Below are 20,769 nucleotides of genomic sequence, written 5' to 3' on the forward strand. Positions count from 1 at the left end.
TGTGTCACGATCTGTGGTGGCGGCAATACGGGCGGTGCGGGGGGCGGCGTGAACGGCGAAGGCCATTGGCGTCCCGTCGGTTGCACTGGTGTGTCGCGGGCCTGTCCCATAGTCGATCCTAATCTTTCTTGCTATTGCGCCGCACTTTGGGAGCTTCCATCTCAAAGTCCCACGAGGACATGACGCATACCAATCGTTCTTGTGTACCCGCGCCAACTGCTGCCTTCACTCGGGGAATTGCCTGCACCGCTGGACGCTCGGGTAACTTGGCGATGCTCGCTGAGTACGCTGACAGTTCGCGCCAGATCGGGATCACCATAAAGGCGGTTTCTATGGAGTCGAAAGAGGCGAGTTGGAGGCTAACAGCAAAGTCAGCTGTGACAAAAACGGTGTCAACAGTCACGATGAGAACGGGATTGATCCCCTGTTCCATCAATTCAATCGCTCGCTGCATCGCCTCAATGGTGACTGTTTGGACGGAACTCCTTGTGAGTGCAGCGCGACGTTCTTTGATCCACGATGCCAGAATCTGTTCAACAGCCTGTTGCAGGTTGGAATGGGCGGCTCGAACGTCCATGCGGTGGCTGACCTGAGAGAACACGTAGCGGCGCTGATGTTCTCGTGCTGCCTGCTGCCAGTTATTCCCGAGCAACTGGCGAATTTCTGCAAGGCTTTTGCCCTCTTTGCGTAGCTGCTTGATTCGCAGGCAGCGCTCAAGCACCCACTCCGGCCAGTATGCCATTTTTCCTCGTCCGTTCGGATGGGTTCGGACGTCTGGGGGCGGGATCAGCCCTTCCTTTCCATGCCATCGTATGAGCGTTGTGACGTCCGCAATACCGGTTGCATCCATGATCTCTCGCGACGTTACGTCTGCCATTTCCAGACTCCAATGTTGACTAACCCCAGTTCAGATTTGTATTGTAAAACATCTAATACCAATGTCAACTTGGCGATGCTTCGGCCATCGCTGTGCCGGGAGGCGTACCATGAGCAACGAACGGAAAGTCAAATCGGTTGAATTGGATCGGCTTCAGCAACATCCACGTCAGCACGAGTTCTTCACGGCTCCAAGCGATGTTCAACTTGATGAACTTGCCGCAGACCTCCAACATCGTGGCCAGCAGGAACCAATCCACATCACACCTGACGGGATAATCATCCGTGGGCACCGCCGGGTCGCGGCTGCGAAGCGGTTGGGCTGGAAAGAGCTGAATGCCATCGTCAGGCATGACCTCAGCGATCCACACAGCGCGGAAACTGTCGCTGAACTCATCAATGACAACATCAAGAGGCAGCAGCTCGATGACCTGGCCCTTGCCCGGTGCTACCGGGAACTCAAACGATCAGGACGAGTCGGAGACGAAGGAACCGGCGATGTTCGAGATCAGTTGGCCGCTCACCTGAACTGTGGCAAATCAGGTCGCTCGCTCGATCGCCTCGAACGGTTGCTTCAACTCCCCCGTGACATCCAGGACCTGATATCAACCAGGCAGCTCAACAAGGATCAGGCTGAAAAGATTCTTCGGCTACCGAAGAAACGTCAGCAGGAGGTCTTCGAGGCTCTACGAACTGCTGAAAACATCCCTGATGTACTCCGCAGCTTTGGAATCATCAAGTCAAATAAGCCCCGGACTCCGACCGAACTCGGAGAAGAACTTCTGGGTTTTTTCAACCGGAACCTGCCAGCGGTCCGAACCAACATCGAGTCTCTCGACCGGGTCCAGGTGCGGGGGCGAGACGTGGTCGAACTACTCGATGATGCCACCAAGTTCATGACGGCCTGGACGGAGCGTAAGCGTGAGTTGAAGCAACAAGCCATCAAGGCAATTCAGACAACAACGAAACGCCGCTCGAAGCTGGACAATTTGTCCGGCAACGCGCGGTAAAAATTTACCGAATAGCAGAATTGGCGAAGCCGAATGCAGCTCACTTCACCTTCCACTCTGGAATACTTCCGCGACGGCCATGTGATCTCGCTGGACGATGACGCATTCGGACTCTTGGGGTCATATGCAAGTGCTCGCAAGCGCGTCGCAACCAGCGATCCTGACCACGGCTACAACGTCGAGCAGATTCGGGAATCGCTACTCCGAGGACAGGTTGTGGTGCGGAGCGGTGGCATTGAACTCGATGACCGTGTCGCCAACGCAGGTATGATCGAATTGCTCGACTACCTGGCAAACAAGTGCGAAATCAACCTACAAGGACGATGCCACACTCGAATCGCCGTGCTTCCTGATCCTTCTGCGTTGGATCGCTTGTCGTACCGAGCCTTGCCACGATTTCTATCGGACCACCCACGTGGTCTAATTCGCATGCCGCGCTCTTGCAGTCCAGCCGAGGTCGTGGCTGATGTGCGAGCTGCGTTCCCGTCCAGTCGAATCCTGATTCTGGGGCGAGTACAAGCACTAAGGCAAATTCAAGCAGAAATCCCGAAGCTACTGAGTCTGCGCATGACATCGTCTGTTGAGCAGATTGCACTCGTTTCGGACGGTGAGCAGTTTTCTCCCCCGGATGATGAAGACTTTCCGAAGTTGCTGCTCAGCACGCCAATCGCATCTGCTGATCTTGATTCAGAAAAGTGCGACATTGTGCTGCTCCTGGACGCTCTGCACTGCACGCATGCGACGATGCAGAATGTGTTGGTCCAGGTCGATGCTCGATTCCGGCTGTTTGGCTTCGTTGATGCAAATCGCGAGTTGAAACCATACGAGCAAGCGCGGCTGCACCAGGTCTTCGGGTTCAGTCAAATCGACCTGATGAGCCGAGAGCGAGTCCGGCGACCAGTCCATTACGCGATAGTCCGCCAGGGTGGGGATGCTCCTCGAAGCGCAGTCTTGATGAAGCCCACCGTGCCCGGCAGACGACCGGCGGCCTCAGTCAACTCACTGGCTGCATACACGCATCACCATGCTCGCAACGCCACGATTTGCCGCCTCGCCAAGGCGCTCCGTTTCGGAAGCCCTTTGAACAACTCAAGGTTCCGCGACATCCGCCGGTGGTTGGATGATCGCTGTCGAGACCAACTCAACGTCACGATCGCGGTTGACCGGCTCGACCACGCCATTCAGCTCGGCAAACGGCTGCCCGACTGGCCCATCATCGCCGAAAACAACAATAATTTGCATGACATCTCACCGCAGATTCGTCGTCGCATCAAGACGGACTCCAAACGGTGGTTGCCTGGTGACCAACAGATTGTGGTAGCGGAAGAAGCAAAGTCGTTCGGTGGCAACCATTCTGATGTCGTGATCTGGGCCAGTGGCGGAACCTCAGTAGCAGCCATTCCGGCCTCTTGGATGTTCAGCCAATCCGACCCGGACCGCCCGATGCTGATTGTCGATTTTCTCGACAAATTCGCTCCGGCTGCGAGACAGTGGAGCATGCGTCGCTTTCGTCACCTCGAAGCCCGCGACGTTTTCCGTGTCGGCACTCCAACTCCCATCGGACGCATTGAGCGTTTCCTTCGTGATGAAGGAGGTTCCCAATGACAACGGAAAGTGGAAATCCGGCCCTCGCCTACGCACGTTACCGACTGCCGAAAGGACGCCGCTCGCGAACCAATGCACGTGACCGATGGTTTGCCTCCGAGAGCGCCGGGTACTACGTCAAGAATCCCGCCAATTTCAAAATCTCTAAGTTCGCAGCGGCGGACAACCTTTACCTCGCGTTCAAACGACTCGAAGAAGATGGCGGCCACGGAGCTGGTACCGATGGGTTTCGCCCTGCGCACTTCTCGGAGAACGAACTCCGGCCGATTCTTCGTAAGGTCACGGAAACACTCATTGACGGCAGCTACCAGCCTTACGAACCAAAGATTTGCACTGTTGCCAAGAATGCTGGTGGCACACGAGACCTTGCGCTGTTTCGGTTCATTGACCGCACTGTGGCCAAAGCGCTGCTGAATTGCCTCAAGCCATTCTGGAATGAACGGATGATCGCCCTCAGTCCCCGGCAAATCTTTGCCAGATTGCACTGGACGATCCAGGAACAGCGCCGCTACGTGTTTGCCACAGACGACATCAGAAAGTGTTTCGACTACGCGCGACTCGACGACGTGATGGCATGGCATCGACATCACATTCAGAAGCAGCGTTTATTGGAAGTCATTCAACGAATCATCCGGGGGAACGATTCCCTCGGCACTGGGATCGGGTTACCCCAAGGATCGCCGTATAGCCCGACCGCGATGGACTTGTTACTCCATCACGTTCTCGACCTGGTCATGGCCGACCGGGCGAGAAACACGCCGAGTTTCAGATACGTGGACAATCTCGCGTATCTATGCTCGGACGTAAGTGAGGGCGTCAGAACCCTCTCACTGGCAAGTGAGGTTCTCGAAACAGCTAGCTTCCAACTGAAAGGGGAAGATGGCCAACCACAGGACCTCAGAGACCCAGAACACAACAAGGTGTTCCTGGGACTGATACCGCGCTGGCAGAATGGTCTCCTGACCTTCTCCATACCGGAATCTGCCTTCGAGACTCTGACCATTGGACTTCAGGTTGCCAATGAAGCGCCACTTCCAGCGGAGAACGCACTTCGACGCTGCACTGGGTGGCTTCAGGCACAAGGGCCTGCTCTCACGAGAAACGTAGAACAAGAAGTTGTTGATCGAGTGGTTGATATGGCGCGCCATGCCGGTTTCCGCAACGTCACCCACAAGAGCATGCTCGAAATAGCTGCTCGTGCGAGGAGTTCGTGGCACCGAGAACTGGAGGAAGCTCGCTGATGTTTGCCAGCTCGATAACCATTGCTCTGTTGGTTCTTCCTACTGAGTATCTGGTTTCTACTTCAACATGCTTGTGCTACCGCACAACCAGCCTCTCGCAATCGGCGAGGGTAGGCGGGAGAGTTATTCCGCAGCGAAGCAGAGACACCCGGTGCGATCCGTCCGACACAGGAATCCGCGTATGAGGAAATGAACCAAGAGTAAGCCCGAATCCAGTTCAGTAAAAACGGCTATCAGTGTGGCAACTGAATTGTGGCTGCCGTTCGGAATGTTTCCGTGCGGCAGTCCGGGCTCCCGGTCTGCAAAATGCAACTCTAGTCCTGGCTCCGGCTTAGCTGGTAAGGGTTACGGTTGCGCAGACACAAACACAACCGAACTTGGGAGAGCAGTGATGGTCGAACCAACTGGGAATCAGTTTGCGCAGGCCGCAGCCGACGCGGAGGCGTTGATGGCTGAGAGTCTAACAATCAATCGAATGGTTTCTTTGCGAGCTGTGGGGCTTCAGTTGGTCCGGCTCGCCGATGAGATGATCCGATACGAACTCAACAACGGATGGGACGTGGATGTGGAACTAACCCATCAGACGTTGTCGGTATCTTCGTGAGCCCATGTTGTCCGAAGTCCACTGTCCCTTGATCAGACCGTGCAGGAGCTCGTGGCTGTCGCCTGCCCGATCGTCGAGACTCTCGCATGGCAGCAACGCGAAGACACTGGACACCGGCCTGATGAAGATCGAGAAATGAAACCTGACGTTGCGAAGCTGCTTGCCACCAAGATCAAGCCTGGCGAGAGCCTCGTGACATTGCGAGGAGTAGAGTTGAACGCTCGGACTTGCCCACCCGACTGATCGCCATTTTGGGGTCACGAGCAGTCCGATAAATAGTCCGATTCGCAGTCCGACTCAACGGCCTGCAACACAAACCTCTGTATATTCCGATAAGGACCTAAGTGTCGTGAAAACAGGGAGTTGCATTCGTAAGAAATGGCGAAAAAAGTGGGTCCAACTGGACCCCCCCCGCCTCCATCTTCTGGCCACTTGCCCACTCGCGGCAAGTGGCTTTTTTTCATTGATGCGGAAGTCGTGGTTGGTGAGTTTGGGACGCGGGTTGCAACGACGTACGCTACTGCGAGCAACATCGTTCGACTTCAGTTTTGCCAACGACGAGACGTGATCCATTGGTTCATTCGCGTTTGACTTCTGGCAGGTCTTTCCCCAAGTCCCTTGCCCAACGCTGGTACTCCTTCAGCACCTGTTCCCGGCCGGAGAATGGTTTGACGATCACTCGCGCGCGATACCCGTATCGCTGTCCAATGATCGGATCGCGGATCACGTACTGCCAATCCCAAGCCGGGCTGTGCGTGTCGTGTTCCCCCTGCCGGTTGCGAAAAAAGTTCCACATCGCGAAACGAATCGAATCGGTTTGATCGAACAGCATCAGGTAAAGCAGTCGGTCGTGGTCCGTTTCGGAGGATCGGTCGGCATCGATCACACCATAGTAGAAGGGGGCGATGAACTTTTTACGTGGATTCTCATTCACGTTTAGTGCCTGGGCACCCTGCTCAAACGGCAACGCATCGACACCGGCACAGGACACGGTGCCCAGTTCGAGTGTGTCGCCGACCGTTCCGCCAAATGCAACCCATCCGGTCCGGTCTGCTTCTGTTCCCCAAAAATGAATCCTCCGATCCAAGGCGCGATTGATGTAGGACGCCCACATCATCGCTGCGTAACCTTGTGGGAACAGGTCGCGTGTGGGTGTGCAGCTGAAGTGCAGGTCGATCTGGTTCGGCTGAGACAGATCGTAGACCATTTCAGCCTGCAACCCCCACTGCGACCCCGCGCTCGGCCAGTGCAGTTTATACGTGCGATGATCGACACGAGTGAGTTCGCACGGATCCTGACGCGGCGTGAACATCGAGATGCGATGCTGATCTTTTGCACCGTTGAAGATGTGTTCGAAGTTTAGACCGACGGCATCATCTCGGAACAGGTTGTGATCGGAAATGTCTCTCAAAACAAGCGGTGAGAACCCGCTGCCTTGCCGACACCGATTCGATTCATTGTCGTGAATTACCCCTGCGAAGGATGGCGATTCGATGGGCAGGGCGGTTTGTGCTCGCGCGGTCGGTGCCGTGGCGAGAAACAGGGCGGCGGCTAGGCCAGACAGGAATTGCATCGCCGCTGGAAACGCAATCCTTTGAATCCAAACCAGCCTCAGACATCGTTCTGGTGTCATTGGGACGGCGCCTCTTCCAGCAGCCGGCGATAGAACGTCCTGGCATGTTCATACGCAGCTTGCGCTTCTTGCTGCTCCGCTTCTGCGTACGTGGGTTGTTTCGATTTCCAGCATTGATCGACACCCGCCAGGCACCAACGGATGCTGTCGATGGGGCCGCGAATCGGCTTGCCGTCACAGACCACGTAAATCGGGTTGGTGTGCGCGTGCGGGAAAACTCGAATGGCCACCCATTGGCTTTTTTGGATTTCAGCTTCAAACAGTATCTCTTGCAGGCTGCCGTCAGCACGGAGGAGTTGTTGCTGTGCGGGATACCCGTTGACGATCAATTCGATCGGAACCTCAGGCGACCCAGGCAGACGTGCGGCGGCGGTGACGGACAGACGGACGGAGTCACCCGAATCGACTTGCAGTTCGCCGCCATCCTGTCCCACACCTAGGGTTTGGTTGGTGCTGGTTCGGGTTGCTTCATAGTTCATCAAGTGACAATTGCCGTCACTGACGTAGCTGCGCCCATCGGCAATGGACTGCACCCACTTGGCAAACGTCAACTCCCGGTCCACATGGGCATACACCCGTCCGATGCCGACCCGTTCGCCACTCATGCACGGAAAGTCGGTTTCGCCGCTGGCTGCCACCCGGATGCCGCAATTCAGCACGTGATACCACATGTTCCACTCCGCGACGCGTTCGGTGTTCATTGCCGAAATGAAGTCGACGGCTTGGACGGGTTGGCCATCTGGGCCTGGAACCTGGTGCGTCACGTCCACCACGAACTCGTTCGCACCGATCCCGTCGTATGCCGGGATCTTAAAATTGGGCAACCCATGTGGTCCGTCCTTGTCCGCGGTGTTCGGTACACGTCCGATGAAGCGACTGAGGCCGATGGAAGAATGGGCGGGTCCGCAGACGGCGCCTTGCCGCTTGGCCCATCGCAGCGTGTTCAATCCCAATGTCGGCCAGTGATCTTTTGACTCACCGCCCGGATAAATCTGTTGCTTCAGATTCAACAGATTCAAATGACCGGACATGTGGGAACCAAAACCGGACACTTCGACGTCATAACGCAACGTATAGGGATACCTTGATTGTTCAGCGACTTCGCCTGTGAAGAATCGCTTCTGATAGTCGAAGCAGGGGCCCCACGTCAGGCAACATCCCACCTTCAGGTCCTCTCCCATGATGTGACGGATCATGTCGTTGGGTTGAACGCCCTGGGTCGGATTCTCGTAGTGCAGGCATCCGGCGGCGTGAATGTGATGGTCTCCCGACCACCAGCCCACTTTTGCAGGATCGATCCAGCGTTTCACGCGGTAGTGAAACTGCACCGGTTCTTCGCCGACGGTCAGCGTCTTCGATTCGGGAATTGTTTCCGGGCCTCGGGAGCAGACGATCGAGTATTCACCCGGCGGTAGCTGAATCGTCTCCTGGTCGCCTCGGTAGATATGCCGCTGGAAGAAAAAATCGGGAGCGAGACGTTTGGATTGTGCCGGATAAATTCGTCCCTTGTTGTCCCGGATCTCAAACTTGCCGAATCCCGGTTTCCCCTCCGCATCAAAAACGCGAAACGTCACTTGCGTCGCGGGAACGCAGTCGAAGTCGACATCCAGCTTGGCCCAGTTCTCCGATCGCGTCGCTGCATAGAGGTAGATCCAGTCGATGCGAACGTTTCCCGGTCGGACCAGTGGATCCAGTCGCACTCCCGCCAGGGTGCCATCGACGTGGAAGGGAATTTCGTACAAATGGTCCTTGCCCTTGTGAATCACAAAGTTCGTCTGTCGATCGCCGGTCGCCTGTGGCAGATCCTTCGTCCACCAGAACAGTTGTCCGATGCCGCCTTCTTCACAGTTGGCCCAGAACCGAAGGATCAACGGTCCGCCGCGTCCTTCCACCTCGGCGCCCATGAATGGGTCTTCACCAGTCGATTGGAATTGCAGCGACCCGTTTTCCGCTTTGATTTCGCATTGGTTCATCGCGTGCCACCCGTCGGTGTCTTTGTCGAAACGCCATTCGCGAAACAATTCCCCGTCATCGCCAGGGCCGCTGCTGACGGTGAATTCCAACGCAGCATTCTTGGTCCCCACATCGCGGCTGTAGACCTGGACGATGCGGTATTCCAGTGGCAGACCGCTTAGATCGGGACGCATCGGTTGTCCGTCAAAGGACGAGATCTGCATCCAGCGAGAGGGGATTTCATCCGCCGGTGCGTGGGGCAACGGACGCGCATTGGGGCTTTCAATCAGCAAACGGTTGGTGCGTCGGGGCGTATTGATGACTTTGACCAGAAACGTCCGCCAACCCTGTTCCAACAGTTCCCGCTTTGCGGAGCCCGGTCGAACCTTGGGCGCACCTTCGGGTTGAACGTCGACGATCGCCAAACAATACGGATCCAGCAGCTGCTGAACCTCCGCCACAACCTGCTGGTCATCCGGCAGCGACTTTAGCGCCGTCAGGCGGTCGATGGTTTCGGCGTCAAATGGATTTCCGACCACATCCATCGCTTCGATCAACCGATGAACTTGCGCCAGCATGGGTTGCCGGGGAATGTTCGGTAACGCCGCCGCTTCTTGTGCGATCAATGCCGGGCAGAAAACTCCCAGCGTCAACAATCCGATCAGCAGTCTACTCATTCGATTCTTCTGTTGCTTTAGTGCCTGGGTTTGAATCAATCAACAGGTCCGCGGTGGCTCGGAAACCAAGGTCCTGTGTGCCTTGGCCCACGTTTGCGGTCAGCCGGACTTCCTTCAGTCCGCCTTCGCGCACCAGGAGTTCGACGACCTTGTATTCCTGCTGTGCGCCGGTCAAAAAAGCAGACGTAAATGGACTGTCGATGATTTGGACGTCGCACCATGTTGCTTCCGCGGGAGGGTCGCTGGCGATGTCGATCGCTTGGATCTGCAAGGGGGCTGTCGAACCGGCGGTGTTTTCGACCGAAACAAGAAAGCGTTGGGGACGCCCTTGCAGGACTTCAATCGAATTTTGCGTTGCCGAAATCTTGACCCGAGACTCGGGGTTCAAGGACGCGGAAAGGAGCACCAGTGGTTCGACCGCTTTGCGAATCTGGAGCGGGGATTTCGCGTCCGCCAGCGCGTCCAATATCGGAGCGACGACTTCGGGAGCTCCGAACCGACGCAGCACATTGGCAATCCGTTTCTTCGCGGCACGCCAGTCTTCGTCGCTGCTTCGAGCGCTCGCCAGTTGGCTGGGCAATTGTCGAAACATCTTGATGCCCTGTTGGATGTATCCGACCGCCTCTTGCCGCTGTGTGTCGTTCGCAAAGCGACCCCGCACCGAGATCTTGCCGGAGTGTTCCCGCATGCGTCGGATCCAGTACTGCGCCGCTTCCGGATTGAATCGTGGAGTACCATCGACTTGCACGTAGACCGGGCTGGTATGGGCGACGCCGGGTCCGGTGATCGCATTGAATTTCCCGAACCCGAAATCCGAGCGGCCATCCGATCGGTTGCTGCATCGCCCCACGATCCAGCGACTTTCTTGTGCCGGGATCTCAAGGTCAATCTCCGCGGTTGTTGCGTCGACGACCATTTCCGCGAGGACCTCTTCATTGGAAAGCACTTGAAAGGTGCCGACCCGGTCACGCGAGACGACTTTGGCCCGGATTCGCAGTCGCTGGGTGGGGCCGGCGTGGATCTGGTCTCCAATTTCCGCTTCGTTGACGGTCAGGAACAGCAGCGGTCCGGACGTCGTGAACGTTCTTCCGCGGCGAATCCCTTCGATCCAGCGGTCGTAGGAGAATTGCCCGTCGACTTTGACATAGGCGCGGGCGATTCCCAACGGACGTGCCGGATGATCGCTGCCGTTGGTCAAAGGAATTCGAAAGCCGCAATCCAGCAGACGATAGTAGAGTTCCGGCTCCATTTGATCCAGCGAATCGGACAGGTTGTGAATCACGTTGACTGGAACGTCTTTATTGCCACCCGTTCCATGTGCTTCGATGCTGATTCCGCCTTGCCCGCGACACGCATCGATCGCCGTGCGATTGATCGGGTAGTCCAGTGCGTCGGGGCCGGCAATGATCGATCCGGTGCCGATCGGTTGCACCAGCCAGTCAATGTTCAAGAAGCACAGGTGCCCGTACAGGTCTTCGTTGCGATACTCTTCACCCATCTGCAGGTGAAAGGAGGAGTCGCTGAATCCCTTGACCAGCCCCATCGCAGCCTGCGAGGGTTTGATGAACGCTTGATTCGCATAGCGTTGCAGCAAGGTCAGATTATTCGCGACGCGGAGGTCCTCGGCGCGCTGAACCATCGAAAGCAATTGCAGTGGTTCGTCGACGTTCCATGCGTTCGTCACCCAATGCACGTGCGTGTCACCGGAAATCCATCCGTCGGCGGCCATGTCGACCAAACGCTCACAGGACAGTTCCAGCTGTTTCGACTGGCCAGGTTTCAACATCACTTCGACCGTCCGCCGGCGGTGTTCGAATCCGCGTTCTACCGTGACAATCGTTTTTCCGGCCGGAACCGAAACCGTAAACGGGCCATCGCTGTAGACGAACGGCAAACGTTGTGATGTGCCGATCGGCGGGTAGATGATTGGTTTTTCTGTTAGCGTGGAGTTATCGGCATGTTCGCCGGCCAGGCGGCACACGCCATCACTGCACTGAACCGTGACTCGTCCGGCCACCGGACTTCCTTGTTCGGACAGTTCGATTTGGAAGGTTGCCGGAGCCGTCACTCGGACGGGAATCGAGACGTTGGAGACGACGTCCGGTTGTGATTCCAATTGAAGCGTCATCCGCTCCGGGGCTTCTGATTCTGGAGGGACTTTCAGCGAACTCAGGAACCAGGTTTCGGAGCCTGCCGCGACACGAGTGCTATCGGGTAGACCCGTTTCCGCAGGAACCAGTTGCGGACGAATGGCGGCAATTCGGACGGCGCGCCGCTGGTCCGATTGATTGATCACTCGGCAAAGCAATGGAGATTCCAGTCCACGGCTAAGCTGTAGCTGTTGCTGGGGATCGGCAAGTGTCGCTCCCTGGTCGGACAGGACGATCGTCACCGTTGGCAACAGCGACGCGAGTTGATTCATCGTCTGCTGCCGCAGTTGGCGAAGGCGTTCGATCTTGACCGCATTGGGATCGTCGTGGATGAATTGATGTTCCAGATAGGCTTGTCGAATCAAGTCGTCTTTCACTGTTGTCGGCCATTTGGCGACCAGCGAAGTCAACAGGTCGAAAGCGTGTCGTGCTTCCGTGACCGCTTGCGGGCTGGAAGACGGATTCGACGACGGCTGACTGGTTGCGAATCGGTCATCGTGATGCCCTTCGTGCGCATGGGACTGAATCCCAGCAGCCGCGACCAGTATCACCAGCACGCCGGCCCGGCAGCAGTCATTCATGACATTCGATCTTGTCATCGGTGGTGCTGTCATTTCGTCTCGTCGGATTGATTCCGCTGTTGGATTCGGTCGGCGAATTCGACCGCCGTATGGCTAAGCGTGAACGGCTCGCTATCCGGCCCCAAGCGATCGGGGAAACGGTACCAACCTTCCAGGATGTAGCGATCCGGGCGCCCGCCGTGACGATGGTACAGGTCCAGGTATTCAAGCGATCGTTTGGCGAAGGCTTCGTTTGACGTCGCGCCACCGTATTCGGAATTGACAATCAATTCGAACTTCAGTCCTGCCGAACGGACGATGTTTTCCAAATGCAGAATCCGCGGCAACCAATCGACGGCGGCGGGGTCTTTCACCGGTTCAGGCCACTTCGTGCCTTGCAAACTGAATTCGCCCGTCGCGAACTCGAAGGGATGGTCCACGCGGACGCCTTCCAGGGGCACGCCGGTTTCCTTGCAGCGTCGGATCAGAAGTTCGATTGCGGGGCGGAAGTCGCCCCAGTACATGCCCTTGGGACCGCTGCCCCAATAGGCAATCTCTCCATCCCAGCCCCAGTTGGGAAAGTTGGTCAAGGCGACAAAACGCACCTGGGGATGTGCTTCACGCCAGACCAGCATGTAGCGAATGATTTCGTCGACCGCCGGGCCGACGTCCGCCATTCCCTTGGATTCTCCGACGGGAGACGTACGTCCCAGGTCGGCCCCAGGATACAGCAAACGCCGAATCGGGCCGTCCAAGGCGATAACGTCGATCCCGTCGGCTGCGGTGATCAGGTTTTCCAGCTTTTTCATCTCGACGCGTGCTGTTTCGGCGCCGATGCCGGCCTGCACGACCATCCGCTCTCGTTCCCGGATGGGAGTCTCTGGCGAAGGTTCCAAGAACTGATCCGGAATCGCCACCCAATCAAAGTAGCCGCCGCTGACCCCAACTTCGATGCCTTCTTTTCGCAGCGATTTGCAAAAGTCGACCAGATTCTGTGGCGGGACCTTGTATGCGATCATGTTGATGTAGAACTCAATTCCATCAATCGCTCGGCTCGCCTGTTTCCAATCCTGCTGGGGATCTCCAAGGTTTTCCGGGTTGTAGTGTCCCAGCCAAAGTTCTGGCTTTTCCGCAAACGAAGTCACTGGGGACGCCACGCACAGGCAGCAAAAGGCAAGGATGTTTCGCATGGTTGCAAAGAGGTTCATTCTCCGATCTCGTTGTTGTTTCTGCTCGTTAGTAAGCTTTGTATCGAATGTCGCGCAAACGTTTCCCGGTTCTGACATCCGACAGACGGACGAAGCAGGCGGTCAGTCGTTGGGTGCCGACCCCCAGCGTGCAGCCGGGGTAGATGATGACAATCTTGTTTTCGCCTTCCTGCAGTTCGACAAGATTATCCGCGTTAACTTTCTGGCCATTGACCAAAACCGTTCTGACGCCGGGATGGCTGGTCAACACGGCGGCCTGACGCTTTTTGGGCGAATGGACGGTGCTGCGAAGGACATAACCCTGTGAACTCGCGTCCCAAGTGCCCATCGTCCGAACATATTCGGGGTTCAACCAATCGTGATTGACGTAACCATCGCGCGCTTTCGTCCGCCATGAAAACGACGATCCGGCCGACACCTCCCAGCTTTCTGCGGAAGGTAGTTGCTGAGCCATTGTGACGAGCCGTTCGACATCGAATTGGTCATTGGGGATCGGGCCAAGAATTGCAAAGCCGTCTTTGGGCAGTGATTCATCGGGCGTCTCTCCCGGACGCTGGCACGTCAAATGAATTCGCCCCGGTTGTCCATCAAGCAAGAAATCCATTTGGGCGGCAAAGTGTTCCTGGCCCCAGCGTTGGTCATGCTGTGGTGACAACTGCAACTCTTGGCTTAACGAAAGCGACTGAAGATCATTCCCTTGAGCGTGTTGGATGGGGGCCGTGACCTGGTACCCGATCGGGACGCGCCAGGCCACACGCAATCGATCCAATCGGTGGTTGCCTGCGCACTTGAGTGACAATTTCAGCGATTGATTCTGTGCATACAGCACGCCGTTGATCTGAGGAAAATCGGGATCCGGCTCCAGTTCGCTTTCGTTCGGCTGATTGTCTGGATTGGCGATGTGGCCGATTTTGGTTGGAAGTCGATCGTCGTTGGGGTGCCCCAAGTGAAACAGGCAGCGATCATCCAACTTGCGATCGGACATCACGACCTTCGCATCGTTGCAGTCAACGGAAAGAACTGTTTCGGCCCCGACACCGTTAATCGACAGCGTCAGCGGCGTGTCGTCGTTGACGGCCAGCACACTTGGACGCGTGACAGCGACGTGGACCGTGTTGCCCGATCGCCGCACTTGGATCAGCTTTGCGTCGCGGTACTGTCGCCGATACGATCCGTACTGGTTTTGATTGCAATGCCAGACGTCTTCCAGTCCAACCAACAGATCGAATCGTTTTCGCAACTCGTCGTACCCGTATTCGGACCGCTGTGTGCCGTACCAAGCGTGCATCGAATTGCTGATCATCGGATAGTGTTCGGTCAGCGTTTTATCGTTGTAAGCCCATTGGATGGCGGTCTGGAACGTTTCCAAGGTTTGGTTCTCCGGCGGCATGATCGGGCTAAGTTCATGCTGTAGGTCGATGTCGCTAAAGAAGCTGACGTATTCCGCAAGGTGGTAAAACCCGGCTCGTTCCAATGAATCCAGCGTCCGCAAGGTGACCGCTTTGTCTTCGGGGCCGGGACGGATGTCGACAAACGAGTAAGCGTAGGAAGTGACCGGGCGGTCCAGCATCGATTCCCATGCGATTCGGACTCCAGACATCTCTTGGAACATTCGGTGACTGTGAAAGTAGGTTACGAAGGGATGGGTCAGCGAGTGTCCACCGATACTGTTTCCGCCTTCCAACAGTTGCTTTGCGACGGGCAAGTAGTCGGCGGGACGATTCTCCGGCGAAAACTCACGGTCGTTCAGATAAAAGGTCCCGCGAATACCGTATTCCTGCATCAATTCGCGTGTCTTGACGTTGTCACTGGTCCAATTGTCATCCCAGCGACACGAGACGGCACGGTAGTGGCCGTCAAAGAGCGGTTCGATTTTGATCTCTGCCCGATCGGCGGACGCTTGATCTTGAAACTGAATGGTCACGATCTGCATTCGCTGATCCGAACCGTTTTCTTGTCCGGAACAGCGGATCGTAACCAGTGCCAGCAGTCCGACGCTGATCTTTCGTAAAATCGGATTCGATAAGTGAAACATAGGATCCATGATTACCGGGATGATGGTTCGAACGGGTTTCCGAAAGCATCCTCGCGTTGAAACACGCCACGATCGGCAGCTTGCGTCAACACGTCATAGCGATGGGGGCGGCGCCAGGCATTTCCCCACAGACTTCGCTCTCGGTAAAAACGTAGCGAGGCGAGATCGATGTCGGCGTAGTGCAGCCCTTGTGCTTCACCGGCTTTGACGATTTGGGTTCCCGCAGCGTCGAAGGCGACCGAGCAGCCGTTGTTCTGCGGCGCCGGATAGTTCGTCATGACCATCGCCGTGGAGTTTTCGTAGGCCCGCACTTGAAATTGAGCTAGACGTAGTGAGTCCAGCAGACAGGCGTTGGGGGTCAACACCACTTCTGCACCCGCAAGCATCAAGCTGCGAGCGCTTTCTGGGAACTCGCGATCAAAACAGATCATCGCTCCCACGCAAACGCTTCCGTGCTTTGTGTCCAGATCGACCACTTGCCATTCTGTACCGGGCGTCAACGCCGCTTCGAAAGCGAAATCGCACGTGTGCACCTTGCCATACGTCAATACAATTTCGCCGTGACGATCGATCAAACTGACGGCGTTGCGCGGGTGGGGGTGATACCGCTGCAAATAGGTTGCGGCGATCGCGAGATCCAATTCCTTTGCCAATTCCCGCAATCGGCCGACCCACGCTCCATCAACCGGTGTGGCCTGCTGACGCCATGCCGACACGGTCTGTTGATCAAAGTCGGTAAAGCCACGATAGCCGATGTTCCACATCTCGGGCATCAGCAAGATGTCGGATCCCCGATCCGCGGCCTGTCGACAGAACGATTCCGCGATTTGCAGATTTCGCTCTTGGTCATTACCGGCCGGGATCGCTTGCATCAACGCAACTCTTAGGAAGTTGGCTGACGCGGACGGATTCGATTTAGACTCCGTCGAGTGATTCTCGGGCCCGCCGGCCCGAATCATGGCTTGGCCGGCAACGAGGCCGCCTGTGGTACCCACAAGCTTTAAAAAATGACGTCGGTCGCTCATCGCGAGACGACTCCGTGTTGTTAGGGGAACTGTGCCGTCATCTCGATCGCCTGAGGAATCGCGTCAACGATCGAAACGACATGGCATGGGACGACGAAACCCGGCCTTTGCGACTATCGTTGGCCGGGCAACTTGGATTGGTTTTGCATCTGCGATTGAAAGTCCGCAAACGCTTGCTTTTTGGCTTTCAACATTTCTGGATCTGGTTGTTCAACAATTCGGTTTGAACCGTCATCGCATCCGATGGTGATCAAGATGAAAGCGAATGCGATGGCAAGAATGAACGGTTTTAGCATGGTGATCGGTTTGGAGATTGGAGACGGGTAGTCGTGAACATTTCCTACAGTGCTTCATCGATGACCTCGCGGGACGCTCGTGTTCCGAGTGCTCCCCACAGACCGTACGGACTTTGGCTGCCCGGGACGTTTGGCTGACTGATGACCGGCGCGTTGGGCGTGCCCGCTTCGATCGAGTCGGTGATGAACTTCACCGCACCGTCGCCCATCAAGATGTGGCATCCACCTTGGTGCTGGCTGCTGGGGCCGTAAACACCGGGGACAACCAACAAGTTCGGGCCGCAGAGTTCGCGGTTGGGAGGCAAGATGGTCATGACTTGTTGGACCGAAGGCAGATAGCTGGCCCACATCATTCCACGGGTCACGGGGTAGCCGGACACCAGAAACGGAGGAGGCGTTCCGCCGTCGCTACCGCGGGACCAGAACCTCGGCCGGTCGGGGCTGATCTGGCCGGTGTCGGAGCAGTGCATGGGATTCGCCTGCGGCATATTGCTGCCGATGGCGAAGTTGTCTTCGCCATTGCCCAACGAGACCGCACCACGAATGTCGCGGTCACCCAGCTCGGTCACGATTTCTCCCATCGCAATCGTGTTGGAAAGGCCGTCCAGAATGTCGCGGAATTTGGTAGCGCGACGGAATGCGAAGGTGCCCCGATCCGCTGCTCGCACAAAGGGCGCCATAAAGGAGTCAATGCCCGAGAGAGTCCAATTGCTCCAACCATGTGCCAGACCGGAGTGGCAGGAATCTCCCATGCACGCACCATAGTTGGTGCGACCTTGTGCAGGGGCACCGACGCCGGGGTCGCTGGGGCAACGCAGCGTTGGGATTTCGGTCATCCAAGGGATGTAGTCGAATTCATCCTGTGGCACCGGTCCCATGGGGTTCCACCGCCCGGAAACGGGAGGCGTGGTGATGAAGTCGGTGTTGGGGTTTGCGATCTGATCCCAAAGTGCTTGCTGCTCAAAAAACGGCAGCAAGCCGACCAGCATGCTCAGCCGTTGGTGCGATGCGCCTTCGATCGGCGTGGGATCGCCCCAGCCGCCGGCACCCGGCGCAAGGCCTGTTCCCGTACCGTGTGTCGGCAGTTGCATGTAGGCCGAGTGGTAGTTGTGGAGTGCTAAGCCAATTTGCTTGAAGTTGTTGCTGCAACTCATACGTCGGGCTGCTTCGCGGGCGGCTTGAACGGCGGGAAGCAACAACCCGACCAAGATGCCGATGATGGCAATCACGACCAGGAGTTCGACGAGGGTAAATCCGCGTGAATGCTTGCGGTACGACATGGAAGACTCCTACACATCAGGAATGTAAGCCTCCGCAGCCCTCGTCGAGAGGGAGAGGCCGTGAAACGAACAGGTGCTGGGGAAATAGCAGGGGGGATGATTGAAGGCGGGATGATCGTGCAAAGTCGATCACGGGTATTCGATCAGGTATCCGAACCAGTTCGCGGGACGCGCTTCCATCGCGCGCGTCTGCACACTCCATTGATTTTTCGTGTGGTCCCATCGCAGCAATCCAAAGACATCGCTGGTGGGCAAAAAGGGTTGGTGAATCTCGATGTCTCCGACGCCTTGACCGTTCACCCAGGTCAGTCCGTCTTGCTTTGATCCCGACAGGCCGATCATGTTTTCCGGGATGCCGCACACGCGAAGAATGTTGTCGACGATAAAGTCTGTCTCTTCCTGAGTCTCCAGAACAACGAGGTGCCCTTGCGAACCGTTGAAACTGGATTGGTCGGCACGTTGCTTGATGTCCTTCCAGTCGGTCGCCTGAAGCGAAAGCACGAGCCGGTAGGAGTGTCCGTTGCCGCCGACCTCTTTCGACCACTCGATCGGGTCCATGGCCATGCTACGTTGCTGAAGCGCATCGACCGATGGCTCGAATTCGACCAAAAACGCAGAGATCTTTTCGTGGATACTGTCGACACTCAAATCGTTCCACGCCCAGGGCTGGTGGTCGGCAAACGACGTGTACATGCCGTAGTCTTCACCGCCATGCCAATCCGCTTCCTGGTAATTGTCCGGCTGTTGCGAAGGGTAGGTGGCCCAATTCGAGTACCCCAATGGTTCACCGGTGACCCAACGGAAGTGGGACTCACGCAACACGTCGGTCAATCCAATCCAAATACCTCGCTGGGCAACGTCTTCGATGACGCTGTCGATCAAGAACCGGTCTTCTTCCGCTGACGTCACCGTGACCAAGTGACCGGGGAGCCCGTTGTGATACAGGTTCATGGCTTCTAATGCCGCTTCATGCCATGAAATCGGTCGGTCCAAAACGACCAACTGGTAGTAATGCCCGTTGCCACCTTGCTGCGTCATCCACTGGATCGGATTGGCAGCACGCAACGCCAGTCCACCGAAACGATTCTTGGAATAGGCGATCCTCTCACCCGGCCTGCCTGCGGTTTCGAATCGCATTGCCTGGCCGTTGGTCAGTTCAATCGGATCACCAGAGAGACCGTCTTGCACATCCACCTGGCCGCGAAACACGTGGACCTCCGAGGCGCCACCCGGTTCCGCGACCACACCGAATTCGGTTCCTTGATCCACCAGTTCCGATGTTGGGGTGCGCACCCGAAACCCGATCGCGCTGGGAGGCATATGCGCTGCCAATTTCCCAGAATCCAGGTAAGCCGAAAACGACGATTCCAGGTCCAGCTTGGCCGGACCCGAAACCAACAACTTGGCCCCCGAGTCGAAGACGATCTCGGCTTCACCCGATTCCAAGGAAAGCGGCCCCGGCTTGATGCGTGATCCCACATCGATCGCCTGTCGGTTTTCTGCCCAAACCGGCGTTGACGCGCTCAGCAGCGTCGCAACAAACGACTGCGACAGCGGTTCCGTCCCCACGGCCCCTTGGTCGCTCGGACCCGACTCAGCAATCGGGCCGGGCAGGGCCGCGTTGTCGCCCGAGCGGCCCGCCCAAAAAGCGCTTAAAGCAATCAACGTCACCGCGGCCACCGCGAGCAAGGCCAGAGACGCCTTGGTGCCCCAATCACTGCCATTCGACTTCTGTCGCATCGTCGGCTCTTGCAACGTGCTCAGTTTTGATGCGGCTTCGCCGGTCCGATATCGCCACATCAATTCGCCGTTCAAACGGGCGTAGGCAAGGTAGGCCTCGCGCAGCTCGGCGCTCGCTTCCAACTTCTGGTTCAGCTTTTTCGCCTCCTCGGGAGAAATCGTGCCATCGCAAGACTTCCCGATCAGCTTCAGCATTTCTTCAGTGACCTTTGATTCTGCCATCAGTTCGTTCCTCCTGAACCGGCGGGCTTGATCGACACTTGACCTTCGATGCACTGAATCAGCGAGCGTCGGATACGATGCAGCCGCATGTAAATCGCGTCCGCAGAAATTCCCAGCGTTTCGGCCACGGATCTTGCCCCCACGGATTCCAAATAACACTTCTCCAACAGATCTCGCTGGCGATCTTCAAGCACTTCCAAGCAATGCTCCAGCGCCTCCACCCGATCCACGTCCGGCTCCTCCTCGACCTGCTCGGCCAGCATCGAGATCACCGTGTCTGACAAATGGACGTTTTTTCGTTCGCTGCGGCGCAAGAAGTTCCTGACTTCATTCAAGGCGATCCCTCGCGCCCAGGGCACAAATCCATAGCGTGAATCAAAGCGATCCCACTTCTGCCACATCACCAAACTGGTTCGCTGGAGGATATCTTCGGCATCCGACCGGTTGGGGACCAGCGTGGCGATGTAGGCGTACACGCGCCCCTGATTCTGGAGGTACAACAACGCGAAGTCGTCTTTCGAAAGTGGAGTTGATTGATCGTCCGCCATCTGAATTCCGTCGGTCGTTCGTGGTCGCCACTCGTAATCGTGGTCAGTTGGTTTGGCCTAACGCATTTTTGCAAAAAACTCGCAAAACTCGCGACAAACTTTAAGC

The 20,769-nt window shown here is 56.8% G+C and carries 15 protein-coding genes; 4 read left to right on the forward strand and 11 right to left on the reverse strand.

All coding sequences use genetic code 11. The features are described from left to right. Window positions 1–118: 118 nt before the first annotated feature. Window positions 119–877 (reverse strand): MerR family transcriptional regulator, encoded by a 759-nt coding sequence (locus tag Mal15_RS14225; protein WP_147868379.1) that lies wholly within the window; start codon window positions 875–877, stop codon window positions 119–121. Between the two features lie 109 nt (window positions 878–986). Here Mal15_RS14225 and Mal15_RS14230 point away from each other — a divergent pair, with 109 nt between their 5' ends. The 4 genes from Mal15_RS14230 (at window position 987) to Mal15_RS14245 (ending at window position 5,336) form a co-directional block, all read left to right on the forward strand. Then, window positions 987–1,886, forward strand: coding sequence for a ParB/RepB/Spo0J family partition protein (locus Mal15_RS14230; protein ID WP_167546812.1), 900 nt, complete (start codon window positions 987–989; stop codon window positions 1,884–1,886). A 33-nt stretch (window positions 1,887–1,919) separates the two neighbouring features. Beyond that, window positions 1,920–3,491 (forward strand): hypothetical protein, encoded by a 1,572-nt coding sequence (locus tag Mal15_RS14235; RefSeq protein WP_147868381.1) that lies wholly within the window; start codon window positions 1,920–1,922, stop codon window positions 3,489–3,491. Further along, complete coding sequence (locus Mal15_RS14240; RefSeq protein ID WP_147868382.1) at window positions 3,488–4,732, forward strand: reverse transcriptase domain-containing protein; 1,245 nt, start codon at window positions 3,488–3,490, stop codon at window positions 4,730–4,732. The genes Mal15_RS14235 and Mal15_RS14240 overlap by 4 nt, the downstream gene beginning before the upstream one ends. A gap of 391 nt (window positions 4,733–5,123) precedes the next feature. Beyond that, window positions 5,124–5,336: a hypothetical protein gene (locus Mal15_RS14245; RefSeq protein WP_147868383.1), complete on the forward strand. Its 213-nt coding sequence runs from the start codon at window positions 5,124–5,126 to the stop codon at window positions 5,334–5,336. Between the two features lie 577 nt (window positions 5,337–5,913). Here Mal15_RS14245 and Mal15_RS14250 read toward each other — a convergent pair. The 10 genes from Mal15_RS14250 to Mal15_RS14295 all read right to left on the reverse strand — a co-directional run bounded on the left by Mal15_RS14250 (window position 5,914) and on the right by Mal15_RS14295 (window position 20,663). Then, window positions 5,914–6,969, reverse strand: a complete 1,056-nt coding sequence (locus Mal15_RS14250) for a hypothetical protein (RefSeq protein WP_147868384.1) — start codon at window positions 6,967–6,969, stop codon at window positions 5,914–5,916. Further along, window positions 6,966–9,599, reverse strand: a complete 2,634-nt coding sequence (locus Mal15_RS14255) for a CehA/McbA family metallohydrolase (protein WP_147868385.1) — start codon at window positions 9,597–9,599, stop codon at window positions 6,966–6,968. The genes Mal15_RS14250 and Mal15_RS14255 overlap by 4 nt, the downstream gene beginning before the upstream one ends. After that, a complete protein-coding gene (locus Mal15_RS14260) occupies window positions 9,592–12,330 on the reverse strand; it encodes a CehA/McbA family metallohydrolase (protein WP_147868386.1) in 2,739 nt (912 codons plus the stop codon). The genes Mal15_RS14255 and Mal15_RS14260 overlap by 8 nt, the downstream gene beginning before the upstream one ends. A 29-nt stretch (window positions 12,331–12,359) precedes the next feature. Continuing rightward, entirely contained in the window at window positions 12,360–13,517 is a 1,158-nt protein-coding gene (locus Mal15_RS14265) for a hypothetical protein (protein WP_233903444.1), read from the reverse strand. A gap of 28 nt (window positions 13,518–13,545) precedes the next feature. After that, window positions 13,546–15,552, reverse strand: a complete 2,007-nt coding sequence (locus Mal15_RS14270; RefSeq protein ID WP_167546813.1) for a polysaccharide deacetylase family protein — start codon at window positions 15,550–15,552, stop codon at window positions 13,546–13,548. Between the two features lie 11 nt (window positions 15,553–15,563). Next, entirely contained in the window at window positions 15,564–16,424 is an 861-nt protein-coding gene (locus Mal15_RS14275) for a carbon-nitrogen hydrolase family protein (protein WP_199773868.1), read from the reverse strand. Between the two features lie 266 nt (window positions 16,425–16,690). Continuing rightward, entirely contained in the window at window positions 16,691–16,873 is a 183-nt protein-coding gene (locus Mal15_RS14280) for a hypothetical protein (protein ID WP_147868389.1), read from the reverse strand. A 44-nt stretch (window positions 16,874–16,917) separates the two neighbouring features. Further along, a complete protein-coding gene (locus tag Mal15_RS14285) occupies window positions 16,918–18,153 on the reverse strand; it encodes a DUF1559 domain-containing protein (protein WP_147868390.1) in 1,236 nt (411 codons plus the stop codon). 129 nt (window positions 18,154–18,282) lie between these two features. Beyond that, window positions 18,283–20,115: a lectin-like protein gene (locus tag Mal15_RS14290; RefSeq protein ID WP_147868391.1), complete on the reverse strand. Its 1,833-nt coding sequence runs from the start codon at window positions 20,113–20,115 to the stop codon at window positions 18,283–18,285. Further along, on the reverse strand, window positions 20,115–20,663 hold the full coding sequence (locus Mal15_RS14295) for a sigma-70 family RNA polymerase sigma factor (protein ID WP_147868392.1): 549 nt from the start codon (window positions 20,661–20,663) through the stop codon (window positions 20,115–20,117). Before Mal15_RS14295 ends, Mal15_RS14290 begins: the two co-directional genes overlap by 1 nt. Window positions 20,664–20,769: the final 106 nt, after the last annotated feature.

Source organism: Stieleria maiorica (assembly GCF_008035925.1).
GTDB classification, from domain to species: Bacteria; Planctomycetota; Planctomycetia; order Pirellulales; family Pirellulaceae; genus Stieleria; species Stieleria maiorica.